This window comes from Klebsiella sp. MISC125, from assembly GCF_051131775.1.
Taxonomy (GTDB): domain Bacteria; phylum Pseudomonadota; class Gammaproteobacteria; order Enterobacterales; family Enterobacteriaceae; genus Klebsiella.
Window position 1 is genome coordinate 4230176 of sequence record NZ_CP180448.1, and the last position, 19418, is coordinate 4249593.

Sequence of the window (19418 nt, forward strand, 5' to 3'; positions counted from 1 at the left end):
CATGACGGATCTAAATATAGTTAAATAAGAGATATACATCATGAAAGTAAAAGCAACCTTACTTGCGACAATGATTTTTGCGTTTGTCAATTCTGCCCATGCTGAATACGACCCAAACCTTAAATCTATTGATACTCCCCCTGCTGTATCGCAACAGAAATTTGATCTTGTCAAATCTGAACAGCACGGGCAATACGCTTATAGCGAGGGCCTGGAAAGTAAATTTATTGAAGTTGATGGTATTCGTCTGCACTACGTTGAAGGTGGTAACAGCGGCACACCGATAATCTTTATTCACGGCTTTGGTTCCACATGGAAAATGTGGGAACCCGTGATGGAAAAATTTAAATCCGGGCATAAGGTCGTTGCTATTGATTTGCCAGGCCTGGGTCAATCCTCACCGATAAACAATGAGGATTATTCCGCACAAAACGTTTCAAATATCCTGCTGGCCGCCATTAAAAAAATTGTCGGTGATGACCCAATACTGTTTGTCAGCCACGACCTCGGAAACTCAGCGTCCTATCCTTTGGTTGCCAATAACCAAGGCTACATTAAGAAAGTCGTTTTTATGGACTCGCCCATTCCTGATAAATCTATGTTCGAATATGCTGGCTATACCCCATCGGGGCCTGGTCTGGGCTGGCATTTTGGCTACTTTAGCTTTGGTGATATCGCTGAGAAGCAAATCGCCAACGATCCCTCACTTTTCTTCTCCTATTTTATAAAAACCTATGCAGGTAAAAAGGATATTTTTACCCCTGAATTACTGAGTGAACTTATCGAACCCTATTCAACACGTGAAAAATTGCATGCTGCATTTGGCTACTACAAATCCCATGCTAAGTCTGTGGCCCAAAACGAGCAACTTCTTGTCGAAGGAAAAACATTATCGATTCCCTCAATGGCGTTGACGGGTGAAAAAGGCGTAAATGACATATTAGTTAAAGAGATGAGCAGCCGCTTTGTAAAAGATCAGCAAAACTTTAAAGGTGTCATACTTCCTGATACCGGCCACTGGATGGTTGAAGAAAATCCAACAGGCGTCACCCAGGAGCTGTCACAGTTTTTATTTGAGTAAATTAATGAAACCACTTTACTCTTCTGAATAAATTAAGCTTTCTACTTTCTGATAGAATTCGCGAGGCTGTATGTCCAATCAATTATTTTCAACACTGAAAATAGGCAATTCTGTGCTCAAAAACCGAATAGTGATGGCACCAATGACCCGTTCAAGGGCTCAGCAACCAGGGGATGTGCCATCAGCAATGAACGCCAGATACTATGCGCAGAGAGCCTCTGCGGGTCTTATTATTACCGAAGGCACGCAAGTTTCTGAACAGGGTAAAGGCTACTCATTTACTCCGGGCATCTACTCCGCAGCACAAATCAATGGCTGGAAGCAAGTCACGGACTCTGTTCATGAGCAAAATGGGTTGATTGCAGCTCAGCTGTGGCATGTGGGGCGAATGTCGCATCATATGCTGCTGCCAAATGGCAAGTCTCCGTTAGCTCCCAGCGCGATACAGGCTAAAGCCTCGGTTTACGCTGTTGACGAGGATGGAGTGGGCGCAATGGTGCCTGCAGACATGCCCAAAGCCATGTCATCAGACGATATTAAGCAGGTACAGCAGGAATTTGTTAACGCGGCGATAAACGCGTTTTCAGCAAATTTCGATTTCATCGAAATTCATGCTGCTAATGGATACCTGTTTGATCAATTTCTGGCGGCAGGCGTTAATCATCGTGATGATCAATATGGTGGCTCAGTGGAAAATCGCGCCCGTTTTCTGCTGGAAACCGTTGATGCTGTTATCAAAAATGTCGGAGCAGAGCGCGTTGGTGTACGCATTTCCCCATGGTGTAATATCAATGGTATGGACAATGAACCGCGGCAGGATATCACGCTGTACGTTGCTCATGAGCTGCAAAAACGAAATATTGCCTATCTGCACGTAGCAGAGTGGGAATGGGCTGGAGGGCAGCCTTATCCAGCGGGTTTCCGTCAGCAACTCCGGGAGGCGTTCCACAACAAATTAATCTATTGCGGCGGATATTCTGCGCAAAGCGCGGAATTACTCTTGCAGCAAAGGCTTGCAGATGCCGTTGCTTTTGGCCAGCCCTTTATCGCCAATCCCGACTTTGTCGCACGCGCCTGGAACAATCAACCGATGAGCCCGGCAAAAAAAGAGTTCTTTTACGGTGGGAATGACGTGGGGTACACCGACTATCCCGTTTATAACGAGTAGTTGTTACCGGAGCAATAGCCGGACTGACGCCGCAGTGACAGGCTGCGGCAGTCCGAATCACTCAGCTCATCGCATCAACTCGCGCAGCAGTCTTCGTCATATTTTAATCTTACTGCCGCAGGCCACGTGGTAGTTTCCGTCGCTAATGGAGCGCATCTATGCCTTCTCGTCGATTGTTCCTTTCAATATTGCTTGCCCTCTCCGCACCAGTGGCAGCTTCCGATTCTCCTTCTTATGGTGCTCAGCTAGAGGGGTTTGATTACGCCTGGCCAGTCAAACACTTCACCTTCACCTCACAAAACCAGCAACTCGATATGGCCTATCTGGATATTCAGCCGCCAAAGCCCAACGGTCACACCGTAGTGCTGATGCACGGCAAAAACTTTTGTGCAGGGACATGGGAAACCACCATTAGAGTGCTGGCAAATGACGGATATCGTGTCGTCGCACCGGATCAAATAGGCTTTTGCAAGTCAACTAAGCCCCTGAATTACCAGTACTCATTCCAACAATTAGCCAATAATACTCATGCCCTGTTGAAACAGCTCAATATCGAGCGGGTTACGGCAATAGGACACTCCACTGGCGGTATGCTGGCCACGCGTTTTGCCCTGATGTGGCCTCAGCAGGTTGAACAACTCGTCATGGTTAACCCTATTGGCCTGGAAGACTGGAAAGCACGGGGCGTACCTTATCAGTCGGTGGATCAATGGTACCAACGTGAGCTAAAAACCAGTGAAAATAGCATTCGCCAGTATGAGAAAAACACTTATTACGTTGGAGAGTGGAAGCCAGAATATGAACGCTGGGTGAACATGCTTGCCGGGCTAAACAACGGTCCGGGTAAGCAACGGGTCGCATGGAACTCCGCATTGCTCTATGACATGATTTATACCCAGCCGGTTATCTATGAATTTGAAAAACTGACGATGCCGGTGATGCTGCTCATCGGAACTCAGGATAACACCGCCATTGGCAAAGATGCCGCACCGCCAGAGATAAGAAAACATCTTGGCCGCTATGCGGTATTAGGTAAAGAAGCAGCCATGAAGATCCCTCATGCCACTTTAGTTGAGTTTGACGATATGGGACATGCACCGCAAATACAGGATCCCAAACGTTTTCACCAGGCATTGTTAAAAGGGTTGCTACCTTGAAGATATTTCTATCGGAGCGTTCGCGGGCCTGGAAAATACCCTTCTGAGCTAGAGCCTGTTGGATGACATCTGATATAAAAAAACCGGCTAAAAAGCCGGTTTTTCAATGAATAAGACAGCTAGCCGCGACGCGCTTTTACCGCATCTGCCAGTTGACGCAGGATAACATCGGTATCTTCCCAGCCAATACAGGCATCGGTAATACTTTTGCCGTAGGTCAGCGGCTCGCCGCTTTCGAGGTTCTGATTACCTTCCACCAGGTGGCTTTCAATCATCACGCCCATAATCGACTGTTCGCCGCCGGCAACCTGCTGACAAACGTCCACGCCGACATCCATCTGCTTTTTAAACTGCTTGCTGGAGTTGGCATGGCTGAAATCGATCATGATCTGAGCAGGAAGCCCTGCTTTCGCCAGCCCAACCTTCACTTCAGCGACGTGCTGTGCGCTATAGTTCGGCTCTTTACCGCCGCGCAGGATGATATGGCAATCGCTGTTACCGCTGGTGTTCACAATAGCCGAATGACCCCACTTGGTCACCGACAGGAAGCAGTGCGGCGCGCCGGCAGCATTAATCGCGTCAATCGCGACTTTAATCGTCCCGTCGGTGCCGTTTTTAAAGCCCACCGGGCAAGAGAGGCCGGAAGAGAGCTCACGATGCACCTGTGACTCGGTGGTACGCGCGCCAATCGCTCCCCAGCTCATCAGATCGGCAAGATACTGCGGGGTGATCATATCGAGGAATTCCCCGGCAGCAGGCAGCCCGCTGTCGTTGATATCCAGCAGCAGCTTACGTGCAATACGCAAACCATCATTGATGCGGAAGCTGTTATCCATATGCGGATCGTTAATCAGCCCTTTCCAGCCCACGGTGGTACGCGGTTTTTCAAAATAAACGCGCATCACAATTTCTAGCTCACCCTTCAGCTCTTCACGAAGCTTAAGCAGACGTTCAGCATACTCTTTCGCCGCCGCCGGATCGTGAATGGAACACGGACCAATCACCACCAGCAGGCGATCGTCATTACCTTTCAGGATCTGATGGATCGCTTTGCGAGCATGCGCAACGGTATTAGCCGCATTTTCGGTAGCAGGGAATTTCTCCAGGAGCGCAACGGGAGGTAATAATTCGTTGATCTCTTTAATGCGTAAGTCATCGTTCTGATAATTCATCTTATTTCCAGCGTTGCCATACTTATCTAGTTAAATGCAATCCCTCCAATCTATCTCTTCAGTCAAAAAGTGTAAACGTGATTTTACAGCACCGACAGAATACTCCTGGAATTAGGCTAAATTCGACCATAAAGTAGCGGAATGATGGCCATAAACTACAATTTTTAACTGTTAGAACTTAATTTTCTTTAGCATTCAGCATTATATATTAATGCCGTTCGCTGATACCGAGCCTTTAACCATCGCGAGCTAAGCCTCTGATAAATGCACTGTTGGAAGCGTTATCCGACAAATCGACCATAACAGGAGCATCTAATGAAAACGAACAAACTCACCAGCCTTCTCCTCGCAGCAACCCTGAGCCTGGCCAGCGGCGCGGTTCTTGCCGCCGATACTGGCGCGCAATCTAATAACGGACAGGCCAACTCGGCAGCCGATGCCGGACAGGTCGCACCTGACGCACGCGAGAACGTCGCGCCTAACAATGTGGACAACGGCAACATTAATACTGGTTCCGGCAATACCGGCGGCACAATGCTCCACCCCAATGGCTCAAACATGAACCATGACGGCATGTCGAGCGATGAAGTGCATAAAAACTCGATGTGTAAAGATGGTCGTTGTCCGGATACCGATAAAAAAGTCGGCCAGGATGATGCCAGTAAAACTGACGGCACCACCCAGTAATCGTCGTGTGATGTTGATAATTGAGGAGAGCTCAGGCTCTCCTTTTGCATTTTGTTAAACTAAGAGCGCGATGTTGTCTTAAAGTAATAGGGAAAATAATAACGTAGGGATGGCGCCATGGGGCACTCACACTCGCATACTCCTGCTCAACAACCTGAAGATAATAATGCTCGCCGCCTGCTGCTGGCGTTCTGTATAACCGCCGGATTCATGCTGGTTGAAGTCGCTGGCGGACTGCTCTCAGGCTCATTGGCACTGCTGGCCGATGCCGGGCATATGCTTACCGACGCGGCAGCTTTGCTATTCGCTTTTTTAGCCGTTCACTTTGCCCGCCGTCCGCCGAATACGCGCCACACCTTTGGCTGGCTACGGCTGACCACGCTGGCGGCATTTCTCAACGCAATAGCCCTGGTGGTGATTACCATCCTGATCGTCTGGGAGGCCATCCAGCGCTTTCATCATCCTCAACCGGTTGCCGGTAAAACGATGATGATCATCGCCGTTGCCGGGTTGTTGGCCAATATCCTGGCATTCTGGATCCTGCATCGCGGCGGTGAGGAACGTAACCTCAACGTGCGGGCCGCCGCTCTGCACGTACTGGGGGATTTACTCGGTTCCGTCGGAGCGATAATCGCCGCAATAGTGATTCTTACCACCGGCTGGACGCCAATCGACCCGATTCTCTCCGTGCTGGTTTCGTGTTTGGTTTTGCGTAGCGCCTGGCGTTTGCTTCAGGAGAGTATCAATGAACTTCTGGAAGGTGCGCCGCGTTCGCTTGATGTCGATGCACTCAAGCGCGACTTACGCCGCTCAATACCGGAAGTGCGCGACGTTCATCATGTTCATGCCTGGCTGGTGGGTGAGAAAACGGTGATGACGCTGCATGTTCAGGTAGTGCCGCCGCACGATCACGACGGCCTGCTGGAGCGGATTCTGCATTTCTTACAGCACAAATATGCGATTGAACACGTTACGGTGCAGATGGAGTATCAGCCCTGTAGCGGCCCGGAATGCCGTCTGAACATGTCGCACGCCGGGCATGAACATCATCACCATCACTAACGAGAAAACGCGTGAGAACCGCGCTCACGCGCGCTGTTAATCCACATCCGGCTGCCGTTGAGCGCGATAAAGGTCAGAAGCAGATATTCGAGCGACATCGCATATACGCCCTGGAGCGCGAAAATAACCACGCTAATGACGTTGATAATCACCCACAGCAGCCAGTTCTCAACATATTTACGCGTCATCAGAATCATCGCCGCAATCGACAACACCATCATGCACGAGTCCCAGAATGGGAACGCGTCGGGCTGCAGCTCCGGCATCGCCACCTGCAACCCCAGCGTTTGCATAAGCACAACGGCAATGCGCGTCAGGAAGGCAAAGACCGGGTTGATAAACACCGTCATTAAGCCAATAGCGACCACACAGGCCGCCAGCCAACCCAGCGCTTTAGGCAGCGGTAGCCAGCGTATTTGCAGCTCCGCCTGATTATCGCTGGTTTGCCGTGACCAGGCATACCAGCCGTAAACGTTGGCGGCGAAGAAAAATATCTGCAACAACAGGCTGGCATAGAGCTGAATCTGGAAGAAAATAATGGCAAACAGAGTGACGTTGATCAGCCCAAACGCATAGTTGCTGATCTTCTCCAGGCTTGCCAACCAGATGCATAGCAGGCCTGCAACGGTGCCAACTGCTTCAATCCACGATAAATCATATCCCCCGGCGCCAATGGGTATGTGCACTAATATGTTCTGCGTACTAAAAAAATCCATCTTATCCCCAGAGCGTGCTGTGACGCGGTAATGAGTTATCCCCGAAGTGTAGCCGCAAAATCGAGCATTCTGTTCAGCGGAACTAACGCGCCGGTACGCAGTTTCTCATCAACATGAATTTCATGTTCGACTCCTCCCCGCTCCAGCCCTTCAGCAATCGCTTTCAGGCCATTCATCGCCATCCACGGGCAGTGTGCACAACTGCGACAGGTTGCCCCTTCGCCCGCCGTCGGCGCTTCCAGCAGCTCTTTTTCCGGTACCTCCTGCTGCATTTTGTAGAAAATACCTCGGTCGGTCGCCACAATCAGCTGCTTGTGCGGCAGCGTTTTAGCCGCGTTGATTAACTGACTTGTAGAACCCACGGCGTCGGCCATATCGACAATCGATTGCGGTGATTCCGGATGGACAAGTACAGCGGCATTTGGGTAAAGCGCCTTCATTCTTGCCAGCGCTTGAGTTTTGAATTCATCATGAACAATACAGGCACCTTGCCAGCACAGAACATCGGCACCGGTCTGTTTTTGTACGTAGCTGCCTAAATGGCGATCCGGCGCCCAGATGATTTTTTCACCCATGCTATCCAGATGCTCAATGAGTTCCACGGCGATACTGGAGGTGACAACCCAATCAGCGCGCGCTTTCACCGCCGCTGAAGTATTGGCATAAACCACCACGGTGCGATCCGGGTGGGCGTCGCAGAACGCGTTAAATTCCTCAATCGGGCAGCCCAGATCAAGCGAACATTCCGCATGCAACGTGGGCATCAGGATGGTTTTTTCCGGGCTGAGGATTTTTGCCGTTTCACCCATAAAGCGCACGCCAGCAACCAATAGCGTTGAGGCGGAATGGCGAGCGCCGAAGCGCGCCATCTCCAGGGAGTCGGAGATACAGCCGCCGGTTTCTTCGGCCAGTTGCTGAATTTCCGGGTCGGTGTAGTAGTGGGCAACCATCACCGCATCGCGCTCGCGAAGCAGACGTTTTATTTTTTCACGATAAAAATGCTTCTCATCGCGGTTTAACGGCATTGGCTTCGGAGGAAAAGGATAAATCGCCGATTCCGGGTTAAACATTACGCTCATCTTGCAGTCTCGTTTTACTGGCTTAACTCAAAGACCGTTAATATGCCCATCAATGGTCTTCAAACGGTTATGGTGTTTTATATGCTAAACAAGATAGCCGATTGTACAGAAAATGTCGTGAGGAATTTGTTCACCAGACAGCATTTCCCGGAGGCGATTCTTCGCATCTGTCCGGGCTACTGGCCTGTGCCAATTGTAGCCACGGTAAGCACAGCGCGACGGTGGAATGGCGCAGCATTAAGGTATTGTGGATGGTTATAATTTTTGAGGAATGGCAGATAGCAAAAAAGCGCCTTTAGGGCGCTTTTTTACATTGGTGGGTCGTGCAGGATGACTCGCTTCGCTCGCCCTTCGGGCCGTCGCCGCAGACGGCTCCGTTGTCTCTCTTCGTTCGACTCGAACCTGCTGCAGGTTCGAATCTTGTATATCGCAGATAGCAAAAAAGCGCCTTTAGGGCGCTTTTTTACATTGGTGGGTCGTGCAGGATTCGAACCTGCGACCAATTGATTAAAAGTCAACTGCTCTACCAACTGAGCTAACGACCCCTTGCGGGATTTTACTGCTTGAAGTATTCAGGATGGTGGGTCGTGCAGGATTCGAACCTGCGACCAATTGATTAAAAGTCAACTGCTCTACCAACTGAGCTAACGACCCGCTCGGGTACTTCCTGAATCTTTCTTCACTCGTCACCAATCGAAATTGGTGGGTCGTGCAGGATTCGAACCTGCGACCAATTGATTAAAAGTCAACTGCTCTACCAACTGAGCTAACGACCCGAGTGGTGGGTGATGACGGGATCGAACCGCCGACCCCCTCCTTGTAAGGGAGGTGCTCTCCCAGCTGAGCTAATCACCCGATACTGCGCTGGATACATCTTTTAGTGGTGGGTCGTGCAGGATTCGAACCTGCGACCAATTGATTAAAAGTCAACTGCTCTACCAACTGAGCTAACGACCCACTATTTTTGTCGCTTTGGGCTTATTCGATATCCCTTGGCAACGGCGGCATATATTACTGATTTCAGAATTCAGCGCAACAAAAATTTAGATAAAGATCACTTAACTGCTTAGGATTCATGCGACAAGACCAGAAATAACGCAATTTCTGGTCATGCCATAATCATCCGAGAGCGTTAAGGCGTTTTTGCGCTTGTTTTGCCCCATCGGTGCCAGGAAATTTACTGACCACCTGCTGGTAAACTGCCTTCGCTTTTGCCGTGTCACCTTTGTCCTGCATGATCACGCCGACTTTAAACATCGCATCGGGTGCCTTCGGGGATTTTGGGTAGTTTTTCACCACAGAAGCGAAATAATACGCTGCATCGTCTTTTTTACCCTTGTTGTAATTCAACTGACCGAGCCAGTAGTTGGCATTCGGCTGATAAGTTGAATCAGGGTACTTTTTGACGAAGTTCTGAAATGCCGCAAGGGCATCGTCCTGGCGAGAAGAATCCTTAACCAGGGCGATAGCCGCATTGTAATCCGTGTTCGCATCGCCCGTCTGCGCCGGAGCGCCTGACGAAGCCGCTGGCGCAGTCGTGGTGGCCGCAGCCCCCTGATCGCCCGCAGATGTCTGCGTCTGTGCTCCTGTTGCACCTGATCCGCTGCTCAGACCATCGATCTGCAGCAAAATCTGCTTCTGGCGCTCAACAACCTGATTTAGCTGATACTGACTTTCCTGAATTTGACCACGCAGGGAATCAATATCAGACTGATTATCAGAGAGTTGTTGCTGGAGTTGGGTTAAAAGCTGGCTGTGAGCATTAGAAATACGCTCGAGTTGAGTGACGCGGTCTTCGACCGAGCCTGAGCCGACACTACTGATTGGCGCCTGAGCAAAAGCGGCCCAGGGGGCCGCTATGCCAACCAGTAACGACAGACTCAACAGATGATGTCTGAAGTTACTGCTCATGCAATTCTCTTAGTAAACCAGTACGGCGCGACGGTTTTTGGCGTAAGCCGCTTCGTCGTGGCCCAGTACTGCAGGTTTTTCTTTACCGTAAGAAACGATGGAGATCTGGTCAGCAGAAACACCTTTGCCCTGCAGATACATCTTAACGGCGTTAGCACGACGCTCACCCAGAGCGATGTTATACTCCGGAGTACCACGCTCATCCGCATGACCTTCTACAGTCACTTTATAGGATGGGTTGCTACGCAGGAAGTTAGCGTGCGCGTCCAGCATTGCAGCGAAGTCAGAACGGATATCGTATTTGTCCAGATCGAAGTAAACGATATTGTTCTGCTGCAGCTGTTGCATCTGCAGACGAGCCTGCTCTTCGGAAGACATGTTGCCGCCGTTCGCGTTACCGTCCATACCAGTGCCGGCACCCAGCATGCCTTCACCGCTCTGGTCGTTGCTTGCGTTCTTGTTAGAAGAACACGCCGCGATTGCCATAACCGGCAGAGCGATCATCAGCCCTTTCAGCACTTTGTTCAGTTGCATTTCTTTGATTCCTTTAATAATCAATTATTTATTATCACAGATACGGCGACCAGGCAGGTGATTTTACCTGTCCATCAGTTGCCGGAAGACGCGCTTTGAAACGCCCATCTGTAGAAACCAAATTCAGTACGGATCCCATCCCCTGAGAAGAGCTGTAGATTACCATAGTGCCGTTTGGTGCCAGACTTGGCGTTTCATCTAAAAACGTTGATGACAGAACCTGCACACCACCCGCTTCCAGATCTTGCTTAGCAATGTGCTGCTGACCACCGGCCGAGCTAACCATTACCATAGTTTTACCATCTGCGCTCACGTCTGCGTCCTGGTTTTGTGAACCTTCCCAGGTAATACGCTGCGGCGTGCCGCCATTAATATTGACTTTATACACCTGCGGACGACCGGCCTGGTCAGAAGTGAAGGCCAAGTTTTGACTATCCGGGAACCAGGTTGGTTCGGTGTTGTTGCTACGACCGTTGGTGACCTGACGCATCTGACCAGAACCCAGATCCATCACGTACAGGTTCAGGCTACCGGTTTTCGACAGGGCGAAGGCCAGTTTGCTGCCATCCGGAGAGAACGACGGCGCGCCGTTGTGCTGCGGGAACGAAGCAATCTGACGCACAGAGCCGTTAGCCAGAGTCTGAACGACCAGCGCAGAGCGACCGCTTTCAAAGGTCACATAAGCCAGTTTCGCGCCGTCCGGAGACCAGGCCGGAGACATCAGCGGCTGGGTTGAACGGTGGACGAGGAACTGGTTGTAGCCATCGTAGTCAGATACGCGCAGCTCATACGGGAACTGACCGCCGTTGGTCTGCACAACGTAAGCGATGCGGGTACGGAAGGCGCCCTTAATACCGGTCAGCTTCTCAAATACCGCATCACTAGCAGCGTGTGCGGCATAGCGCAGATACTGTTTAGTGACTTTAAATGAGTTCTGAGCAAGCACGGTACCCGGCGCACCGCCGGTATCCACCAGCTGGTAAGCGACGTTATAAGAACCGTCCGGGTTTTGCGTAACCTGGCCAACGACCACGGCGTCAACACCGAGCGCAGACCATGCCGCAGGCTGCACTTCCTGAGCGCTACCCGGCTGCTGAGGCAAACGCGAACGATCGAGCGGATTAAACTTACCGCTGTTACGCAGGTCAGCCGCTACGATACCACCGATATCTTCCGGCGCAGCACCCTGCCCCGCCCACTGGAACGGCACAACGCCAATTGGCCGTGCCGAGTCGACCCCTTGGGTGATCTCGATACGTACTTCTGCGTGCAGCACTGCCGCCCACAGTATTAAAAAACCAAATGCTACTCGTAATGCCTGCTTCATCATATCTCCCTTATCCAGGCGGAAAGCCCACGATAATTTAGCAGAATGTTAACAAACTCAAATACACAAAACTACCAAAACCCTGGGACTACCGAAGTTTGTTTTTCCCCGCCTGAACGGGGAAGATCGCTACAGTTTAAAGTCCAGTGTGGCATTTTTTATTTTTTCATAAACAGCCTGACTAGGCGGTTTAGGAATAGTCGCAGTTTTAGCCGCCGTCAATGCAGCCTGGCAAAGCGCAGGATCGCCCCCCTCAGACGTTATGCCTTTTAAAGTACCATCAGGAGCAAGGTTGATATGCAAAACACACCGCTTGCCCTGATAAAGGCTCGCATCGTACAGACGGCGCTGGATAGCTATCTGAATTTGCTTAGCATAAGCGCTTATTTCTGCGCCGCTATCACCACCGTTTGCCCCAGAGGTCCCTGTGTCTTTTGAAGGCTGACTATTACCTTTCGCTCCACCACCCGCTTTCGGCGCATTCTTACCTGAGCTCAGGTCTCCGAGCAGGTCGTCAACACCACTTGCCTCTTTGGCTGCAGCAGCTTTCTTCGCGGCTGCGGCCTTAGCAGCAGCAGCTTTAGCGGCTTTATCCGCTGCGGCCTTTTCTGCAGCGGCAGCTTTGGCTGCTGCTGCTTTCTCGGCTGCGGCTTTTTCCGCTGCGGCGGCTTTATCGGCTGCCGCTTTATCAGCAGCAGCTTTCTGGGCGGCAGCTTTTTCCGCGGCTTTATCTGCAGCGGCTTTCTCAGCAGCTGCCTGTTTAGCCGCTTCCTGTTGAGCTTTCTTCTCTGCCTGCTGCTGAGCTTTCTTCGCCGCATCGGCTTCGGCTTTCTTCTGTGCGTCCGCGGCCGCTTTCGCGGCTTCCGCTTCTGCCTGTTTCTTCGCATCAGCCGCCGCTTTTGCTGCAGCAGCTTCGGCGACTTTAGCCTGAGCGTCGGCCTTCGCTTTGGCGTCAGCAGCGGCTTTAGCAGCCGTTTCCTGCGCCTCTTTCGCCTGGGCGTCCGCTTTGGCCTTCGCCGCTGCAGCAGCTTCTGCTGCAGCCTGTTCGGCCTGTTTCTGTTGTTCTTTCGCTTCTTTAGCCGCTTCCTGCGCCTGCAGTCGATCTTGTTCCAGTTGTTTCAGCCTTTCCTGCTCGGCGGCCTGTTTTTCACGTAGCTCTTCCGCCTGCTGCTGAGCCTGCTTTTCCCGCTGCTCGGCGGCGCGACGGGCGCTGGCCTGCTGTTGCTGTTGGCGGTTGTAATTATTCACAACCGCTCCCGGATCGACCATTACTGCATCAATAGAAGAACCGCCGCCACCGCCGGCTGAAGCATCCAGATGCTCATCAAACGAACTCCAGATCAGCAGCGCTATCAATACGATGTGCAGCGCGACTGAAACTATGATCGCTCGTTTAAGCTTGTCGTTTTGTTCGGTTGCCTTTGACACTATCGGTTCCCAAAAACTGTTCGCCTGTGCCCGCTATATCTGCATGGCTACGAGCTGATTTCAGCTCATAGCCAACATTCTGGCGGGCGCACATATCTCGAGCGATTAGATCGGCTTGGTCATCAAGCCAACCGATTTAACCCCTGCGCTATGCAACAGGTTAAGCGCTTTAATAATTTCATCGTAAGGCACCTCTTTGGCGCCACCGATCAGGAATACCGTTTTCTCATTCGCCTCAAGTCGGCGTCTGGCTTCGGCAATAACCTGTTCCGGCGGCAGCTGCGACAGCGTTTCCGGGCCCACTTTCACGCTGTACTGCCCTACTCCGGAAACTTCAACAATCACCGGTGGATCGTCGTTGCTTTTCACCGCTTGCGATTCCGTTGCGTCCGGCAGGTCGACCTCTACGCTTTGCGTAATGATCGGCGCTGTCGCCATAAAGATCAGCAACAGCACCAACAGGACATCCAGCAGCGGAACGATGTTGATCTCGGACTTCAGTTCGCGACGTCCGCGTCCACGTGCTCTGGCCATGGCTTACCCCTTATTGCTTTCGCTGCTGGTAAACGCCTGACGGTGCAGAATGGCGGTGAACTCTTCCATAAAGTTGTCGTAGTTCAGTTCAAGTTTGTTCACTCGCTGGTTCAGACGGTTATAGGCCATAACCGCAGGAATAGCGGCAAACAGGCCGATTGCCGTAGCGATCAGCGCTTCGGCGATACCCGGTGCCACCATTTGCAGCGTGGCTTGTTTTACCGCGCCCAGCGCGATAAAGGCATGCATGATCCCCCATACGGTACCAAACAGACCAATATACGGGCTGATGGAACCCACCGTCCCGAGGAAAGGAATATGCGTTTCCAGCGTTTCCAGTTCGCGGTTCATGGAAATGCGCATGGCTCGCGATGCCCCCTCAACGACCGCCTCTGGCGCATGGCTATTGGCACGATGTAACCGGGCAAATTCTTTGAAACCACTGTAGAAGATTTGTTCCGAACCGCTCAGATTATCGCGACGGCCCTGGCTCTCCTGATACAGGCGAGAAAGCTCAATACCGGACCAGAATTTATCTTCAAACGCCTCAGCTTCACGCGATGCCGAATTGAGTATACGCGTTCTCTGAATAATAATGGCCCAGGAAGCGATAGAAAAACCAATCAAAATCAACATGATAAGTTTAACCAGAAGGCTCGCCTTCAGGAACAAATCAAGGATATTCATGTCAGTCACTGCTTAAACTCCGCGACAATAGACTTGGGAAGCGCACGAGGCTTCATTAAGAGTGGATCAACGCACACGATAAGAACCTCAGCTTCATTTAAAACGACGTTCTCGGCGTTGACGATTCGCTGCGTGAAAACCAAAGAGGTGCCTCGCATCGAGGTTATTTCCGTCTGGATTTCGAGCATGTCGTCGAGTCTGGCGGGCGCAAAATACTCCAGAGTCATTTTGCGAACCACGAAGGCAACTCGTTCAGCCAGCAAAACCTGCTGACTGAAGTGATGGTGGCGCAGCATCTCTGTGCGTGCTCTTTCATAAAAAGCGACGTAGCTGGCGTGGTAAACCACACCACCGGCGTCGGTGTCTTCGTAATAGACCCGAACCGGCCATCGAAACAGCGTTGTATTCACTTTACATCCCGGTAATGCAACAAAAGATTAGTGCTTTCAAACTTCGCTACTATACGCGCGGGAATCGTGGTTTGGAATGGGGGAAAGTAAACGACGAGTAAATTTTTATGGGCTTATGCAAGCCCATATGATTAACAGAGATTTCTTATTCAAAAGAAGAAAAAGAACAGGCCCAAAACGAGCACAATATCAGCGATGAGTGGACAAAAAATTCCCTGCCAGTGAATAGCACGCGGACGAAAACCCACGCCGTGGATAACGCCGGTACAAACCGCCCACATCAGCAGGAAACCATGCCAGATTTCCAGCTCGCTGGTTTTCGCCGCAAAGCGCGACGGATCCCAGAAGATACAGCCAGCTAACGCCAGCGCCATCAATAAGGAAAGCGCCCTTAACGGGCGCTTGTCCATTATCGCATACAGAGTAGCGATAATACTCATCAGTGTTCTTCTTTACCTGCTTTGGTAGCTTCCACGTGCTCAAGCGCCAACGCGGTAATCACTCCAAAGGCACAAGCAAGAAGCGTTCCTAAAATCCATGCGAAATACCACATATATATAGCTCCTTACCTTAGTACAGCGAGTGGGTGTTCTTTTCAATGTCTTCACGAGTGATGCGTCCGAACATTTTCCAGTAACACCAGGTGGTGTAAGCCAGAATAATCGGTACAAACACAATCGCCACGTAAGTCATCAGGTTCAGCGTCATCTGGCTGGAAGTCGCATCCCACATGGTCAGGCTAACGTTCATCATAGTGCTTGATGGCATGACGAACGGGAACATCGCAATACCAGCGGTCAGGATGATGCAAGCCAGCGTCAGGGAAGAGAACAGGAACGCCCAGGCGCCTTTATCTGCTTTCGTCGAGATGACGGTCAGCAGCGGCAGCACCACGCCCAGGACAGGAATCGCCCACAGCGCTGGCATATTGTTAAAGTTCACCATCCAGGCACCAGCTTCACGCGCCACTTCTTTGGTCAGCGGGTTAGATGGGGCAGTATGATCCATGACGGACTTCACCACATAGCCATCGATACCGTAGTAAACCCAAACACCCGCCAGCGCGAAGCAAACCAACGTCACCAGCGCCGCAATCGTAGAAATGGAGCGAGTGCGCAGGTGCAGTTCACCGACGGTACGCATTTGCAGATAGGTTGCGCCCTGGGTCAGGATCATCGCCACGCTAACAATACCGGCCAGCAGACCAAACGGGTTCAGCAGTTGGAAGAAGTTACCGGTGTAGTACAGGCGCATATATTCGTCCATATGGAACGGAACGCCCTGCAGCAGGTTACCGAAAGCCACGCCAATCACCAGCGGCGGCACGAAGCTACCGATGAAAATTCCCCAGTCCCACATGTTACGCCAGCGGGTGTCTTCAATCTTCGAACGGTAGTCGAAACCAACCGGACGGAAAAATAAAGACGCCAGCACCAGCACCATTGCCACGTAGAAGCCGGAGAACGCAGCAGCATAAACCGCCGGCCAGGCAGCAAACAGCGCGCCACCCGCGGTGATCAGCCATACCTGGTTTCCATCCCAGTGCGGGGCAATGGAGTTAATCATAATTCGACGCTCGGTGTCGTTACGACCGAGGAAACGGGTGAGCATGCCCACCCCCATGTCGAAGCCATCGGCGACAGCAAAACCAATCAGCAGTACACCAATCAGCAGCCACCAGATAAAACGCAATACTTCATAATCGATCATTTGACGACTCCTGTCTTAGCGTGCCGGCTGAGTAGTCGCGGAAGACTGCTCAAAGTGGTAACGACCGGTTTTCAGGCTGCTTGGGCCACGGCGCGCGAATTTGAACATCAGGTACAGCTCCGCCACCAGGAACAGGGTATACAGACCACAAATCAGCAGCATCGAGAAGATCAGATCGCCCGCGGTCAGCGACGAGTTAGCGACGGCCGTTGGTAGCACCTCACCTATCGCCCACGGCTGACGGCCATATTCCGCCACGAACCAACCGGATTCGATAGCAATCCACGGCAGAGGAATGGAATACAGCGCGATGCGCAGCAGCCATTTTTTCTCGCCTATCTGGTTACGGATAACCGTCCAGAAGGAAACCGCAATGATCGCCAGCATCAGGATGCCGCATGCCACCATGATACGGAAGGCAAAATAGAGCGGCGCAACAGCAGGAATGGAGTCTTTGGTCGCCTTAGCAATCTGCTCTTCCGTCGCGTCAGCGACGTTTTCGGTATAGCGTTTCAGCAGCAGACCATAACCAAGATCTTTCTTAACATCGTTAAACCGATCGCGAACGGTTTGGTCGGTTGAGCCAGCGCGCAGCTGTTCCAGCAGCGAGTAAGCTTTCATCCCGTTACGGATACGCTCTTCGTGCTGAATCATCAGGTCTTTCAGGCCGGTAACCTGTTTATCCACGGAGCGAGTGGCAATGATGCCCAACGCGTAAGGGATTTGAATCGCGAAGTGGTTTTCCTGCGCATCCTGATCGGGAATACCAAACAGGGTAAAGGAAGCCGGAGCCGGCTGCGTTTCCCACTCAGCTTCGATAGCCGCGAGTTTGGTTTTCTGCACGTCGCCCATTTCGTAACCGGATTCATCACCGAGAACGATAACGGAAAGGATAGCCGCCATACCGAAGCTGGCAGCGATAGCGAAGGAACGCTTAGCAAAAGCGAAGTCACGGCCGCGCAGCATATAGTAGGAGCTGATGCCGAGGACGAACATCGCGCCGCAAACGTAGCCAGAAGCAACGGTGTGGACAAACTTAACCTGAGCGACAGGGTTCAGGACCAGCTCAGAGAAGCTGACCATTTCCATACGCATGGTTTCAAAGTTGAAGTCCGACGCAATCGGGTTCTGCATCCAGCCGTTAGCAACAAGGATCCACAGTGCTGACAGGTTGGAACCCAGCGCCACCAGCCAGGTCACCGCCATGTGCTGAACTTTGCCCAGACGATCCCAACCGAAGAAGAACAGACCTACAAAGGTAGATTCGAGGAAGAAGGCCATCAGACCTTCAATGGCCAGCGGCGCACCGAAGATATCGCCCACATAGTGAGAGTAGTAAGACCAGTTAGTCCCGAACTGGAACTCCATGGTCAGACCGGTTGCCACACCCAAAGCGAAGTTGATACCAAACAACTTGCCCCAGAATTTGGTCATATCTTTATAAATCTGTTTGCCGGAAAGGACGTAGACCGTTTCCATAATGGCCAGCAGGAACGCCATACCGAGCGTCAGTGGCACAAAAAGGAAGTGGTACATCGCGGTCAAGGCAAACTGTAAGCGCGACAGTTCGACTATATCTAACATCATGACTCCTTGCTCATCGCATGAAGACTCCGAGAGTGAACCCCGTTAGAAAGGGTCACACGCATGCCCCAATACACAAATTTATTTGCGTCTTATCGCCACCGCCGTTTCGCCAGGAATCAGGAAACGGTAGTCGTGAAAAGTTACAAACATGTTAACAAAACACCCAAATTGATCCCGTGATTATATTACGCCGCAAAACCCTTACAATAAATAGGTTTTTATTGAGATAAATTTGCAGTTTTCGACGGCGATCAATTTATAGCGAAAATACCGGTTTTCGGTCAATTTGATCCGCGACAATTTAACTCCATTTCATATTCTTTTCCAAGTTTTAAACATTGATTTAAATCAATTTTCATTTTAAATGTTAATTATGTTTATCTTGTTCACCTCTAGTAAATCCAAGGTTAACGATATGTTTTACAACAGTATCATCGGTTACTGAAAATGATAGTCGATTTATTTAATCCCGGAGCGGAATTTAATGAGCGGAAGAATAGCAGTCAAAACTGAGCCATAAACTGATAATGACGTGTAGCTCACAGATTTTTTTTATCAAGTCAGCACCCTATATTTTTTACTTATTTTATTTATCATTGATTTTACCTTTAATTAACACACCTGCGTAACTATCTCATTCTCAAGTAAATGCACTGCATAACAGTCCCCTCCTCTGCAGTCAGAACGACTTCCCCAGCCTCGCTATCGACAAAGCGCCCTTTTCCCCCTGACGATGTTCATCGGGTCGATTTACGCCCTCTTCGTACTCGCCAACAAAAATGAAATATAAAAATCACATATCGCCATTTTTTATCTTTAATCTAACAATTTGATTTTTGTATATATAAACGACTGTCTAAATTCCGTTATGCGGCTCACAAAACAATTTAAAGAATTGTATCCCTTACTTATTAAAAAAAAGACCAATTAACTAAAAACAAAATAAGACCTTGCTCACAAACATCACAACGCATTTATTAGACCCACACTAAGCAACAATACCTCGGTGTAAAAATAAAAATATAACTATATGATATTTAATGACTTTAAAAACAAAAATCAAAAACGAGAGTTTTTCGAAAGATATTCTGAAAATAGATCAATTGCTTCCCCCCTACTAACCACAGACACTCCAGCCCTATTAACAGGCAGCCGGAATCAACGCTGC

The 19418-nt window shown here is 50.6% G+C and carries 19 protein-coding genes, 5 tRNA genes and 1 other RNA gene; 5 read left to right on the forward strand and 20 right to left on the reverse strand.

Translation table 11 applies throughout. The annotated features are described in order from the left end of the window. Window positions 1–40: 40 nt before the first annotated feature. From ACMYSL_RS19935 to ACMYSL_RS19945, 3 genes are all read left to right on the forward strand, one after another. Window positions 41–1081, forward strand: a complete 1041-nt coding sequence (locus ACMYSL_RS19935) for an alpha/beta fold hydrolase (protein WP_434659707.1) — start codon at window positions 41–43, stop codon at window positions 1079–1081. A 70-nt stretch (window positions 1082–1151) separates the two neighbouring features. After that, the gene (locus ACMYSL_RS19940; RefSeq protein WP_434659709.1) at window positions 1152–2249 is read left to right on the forward strand and encodes an alkene reductase; all 1098 of its coding nucleotides are present in this window, start codon (window positions 1152–1154) and stop codon (window positions 2247–2249) included. A gap of 158 nt (window positions 2250–2407) precedes the next feature. Next, entirely contained in the window at window positions 2408–3406 is a 999-nt protein-coding gene (locus ACMYSL_RS19945) for an alpha/beta fold hydrolase (protein ID WP_434659711.1), read from the forward strand. A gap of 119 nt (window positions 3407–3525) precedes the next feature. On the opposite strand, the gene aroG is transcribed toward ACMYSL_RS19945, so the two are convergent. Continuing rightward, window positions 3526–4578 carry a 3-deoxy-7-phosphoheptulonate synthase AroG gene (gene aroG, locus ACMYSL_RS19950; RefSeq protein ID WP_110276815.1) on the reverse strand — a complete coding sequence of 351 codons (1053 nt, stop codon included), beginning with the start codon at window positions 4576–4578 and terminating at the stop codon, window positions 3526–3528. Window positions 4579–4893: 315 nt separating this feature from the next. Between aroG and ACMYSL_RS19955 the strand changes: the two genes are divergently transcribed. Beyond that, on the forward strand, window positions 4894–5265 hold the full coding sequence (locus ACMYSL_RS19955) for a YbgS-like family protein (RefSeq protein ID WP_434659713.1): 372 nt from the start codon (window positions 4894–4896) through the stop codon (window positions 5263–5265). 117 nt (window positions 5266–5382) lie between these two features. Beyond that, entirely contained in the window at window positions 5383–6327 is a 945-nt protein-coding gene (gene zitB / locus ACMYSL_RS19960) for a CDF family zinc transporter ZitB (protein ID WP_182237277.1), read from the forward strand. Here the strand turns inward: zitB and pnuC are convergent. From pnuC to cydA, 19 genes are all read right to left on the reverse strand, one after another. Next, window positions 6324–7043, reverse strand: a complete 720-nt coding sequence (gene pnuC, locus ACMYSL_RS19965; RefSeq protein ID WP_434659715.1) for a nicotinamide riboside transporter PnuC — start codon at window positions 7041–7043, stop codon at window positions 6324–6326. The genes zitB and pnuC overlap by 4 nt on opposite strands. A gap of 35 nt (window positions 7044–7078) precedes the next feature. Then, complete coding sequence (nadA, locus tag ACMYSL_RS19970; protein WP_182237273.1) at window positions 7079–8122, reverse strand: quinolinate synthase NadA; 1044 nt, start codon at window positions 8120–8122, stop codon at window positions 7079–7081. Window positions 8123–8436: 314 nt separating this feature from the next. Next, a non-coding RNA gene (locus tag ACMYSL_RS19975) (RtT sRNA) lies at window positions 8437–8562 on the reverse strand. 29 nt (window positions 8563–8591) lie between these two features. After that, window positions 8592–8667, reverse strand: a tRNA-Lys gene (locus ACMYSL_RS19980). 33 nt (window positions 8668–8700) lie between these two features. Then, a tRNA-Lys gene (locus tag ACMYSL_RS19985) sits at window positions 8701–8776 on the reverse strand. Window positions 8777–8822: 46 nt separating this feature from the next. After that, window positions 8823–8898, reverse strand: a tRNA-Lys gene (locus ACMYSL_RS19990). A 3-nt stretch (window positions 8899–8901) separates the two neighbouring features. After that, a tRNA-Val gene (locus ACMYSL_RS19995) sits at window positions 8902–8977 on the reverse strand. Between the two features lie 26 nt (window positions 8978–9003). Further along, window positions 9004–9079: transfer RNA gene (locus ACMYSL_RS20000), tRNA-Lys, on the reverse strand. A 162-nt stretch (window positions 9080–9241) separates the two neighbouring features. Then, a complete protein-coding gene (cpoB, locus tag ACMYSL_RS20005) occupies window positions 9242–10033 on the reverse strand; it encodes a cell division protein CpoB (RefSeq protein WP_110276820.1) in 792 nt (263 codons plus the stop codon). A gap of 9 nt (window positions 10034–10042) precedes the next feature. After that, a complete protein-coding gene (gene pal / locus ACMYSL_RS20010) occupies window positions 10043–10567 on the reverse strand; it encodes a peptidoglycan-associated lipoprotein Pal (RefSeq protein WP_110276821.1) in 525 nt (174 codons plus the stop codon). A gap of 34 nt (window positions 10568–10601) precedes the next feature. After that, the gene (gene tolB / locus ACMYSL_RS20015; protein ID WP_110276822.1) at window positions 10602–11894 is read right to left on the reverse strand and encodes a Tol-Pal system beta propeller repeat protein TolB; all 1293 of its coding nucleotides are present in this window, start codon (window positions 11892–11894) and stop codon (window positions 10602–10604) included. A 129-nt stretch (window positions 11895–12023) separates the two neighbouring features. Then, the gene (gene tolA, locus ACMYSL_RS20020) at window positions 12024–13322 is read right to left on the reverse strand and encodes a cell envelope integrity protein TolA (protein ID WP_434659718.1); all 1299 of its coding nucleotides are present in this window, start codon (window positions 13320–13322) and stop codon (window positions 12024–12026) included. Between the two features lie 105 nt (window positions 13323–13427). After that, entirely contained in the window at window positions 13428–13856 is a 429-nt protein-coding gene (gene tolR, locus ACMYSL_RS20025) for a colicin uptake protein TolR (RefSeq protein ID WP_087828655.1), read from the reverse strand. Window positions 13857–13859: 3 nt separating this feature from the next. After that, the gene (gene tolQ / locus ACMYSL_RS20030) at window positions 13860–14552 is read right to left on the reverse strand and encodes a Tol-Pal system protein TolQ (RefSeq protein WP_110276824.1); all 693 of its coding nucleotides are present in this window, start codon (window positions 14550–14552) and stop codon (window positions 13860–13862) included. After that, entirely contained in the window at window positions 14549–14953 is a 405-nt protein-coding gene (gene ybgC, locus ACMYSL_RS20035) for a tol-pal system-associated acyl-CoA thioesterase (RefSeq protein WP_110276825.1), read from the reverse strand. The genes tolQ and ybgC overlap by 4 nt, the downstream gene beginning before the upstream one ends. Before the next feature lie 149 nt (window positions 14954–15102). Beyond that, window positions 15103–15393, reverse strand: a complete 291-nt coding sequence (gene ybgE / locus ACMYSL_RS20040) for a cyd operon protein YbgE (RefSeq protein ID WP_004100327.1) — start codon at window positions 15391–15393, stop codon at window positions 15103–15105. After that, window positions 15393–15506 (reverse strand): cytochrome bd-I oxidase subunit CydX, encoded by a 114-nt coding sequence (gene cydX, locus ACMYSL_RS20045; protein ID WP_004100325.1) that lies wholly within the window; start codon window positions 15504–15506, stop codon window positions 15393–15395. Before cydX ends, ybgE begins: the two co-directional genes overlap by 1 nt. A gap of 17 nt (window positions 15507–15523) precedes the next feature. After that, the gene (cydB, locus tag ACMYSL_RS20050) at window positions 15524–16663 is read right to left on the reverse strand and encodes a cytochrome d ubiquinol oxidase subunit II (RefSeq protein ID WP_434659722.1); all 1140 of its coding nucleotides are present in this window, start codon (window positions 16661–16663) and stop codon (window positions 15524–15526) included. A 15-nt stretch (window positions 16664–16678) separates the two neighbouring features. Beyond that, a complete protein-coding gene (cydA, locus tag ACMYSL_RS20055) occupies window positions 16679–18247 on the reverse strand; it encodes a cytochrome ubiquinol oxidase subunit I (RefSeq protein ID WP_182240688.1) in 1569 nt (522 codons plus the stop codon). Between the last annotated feature and the right edge of the window lie 1171 nt (window positions 18248–19418).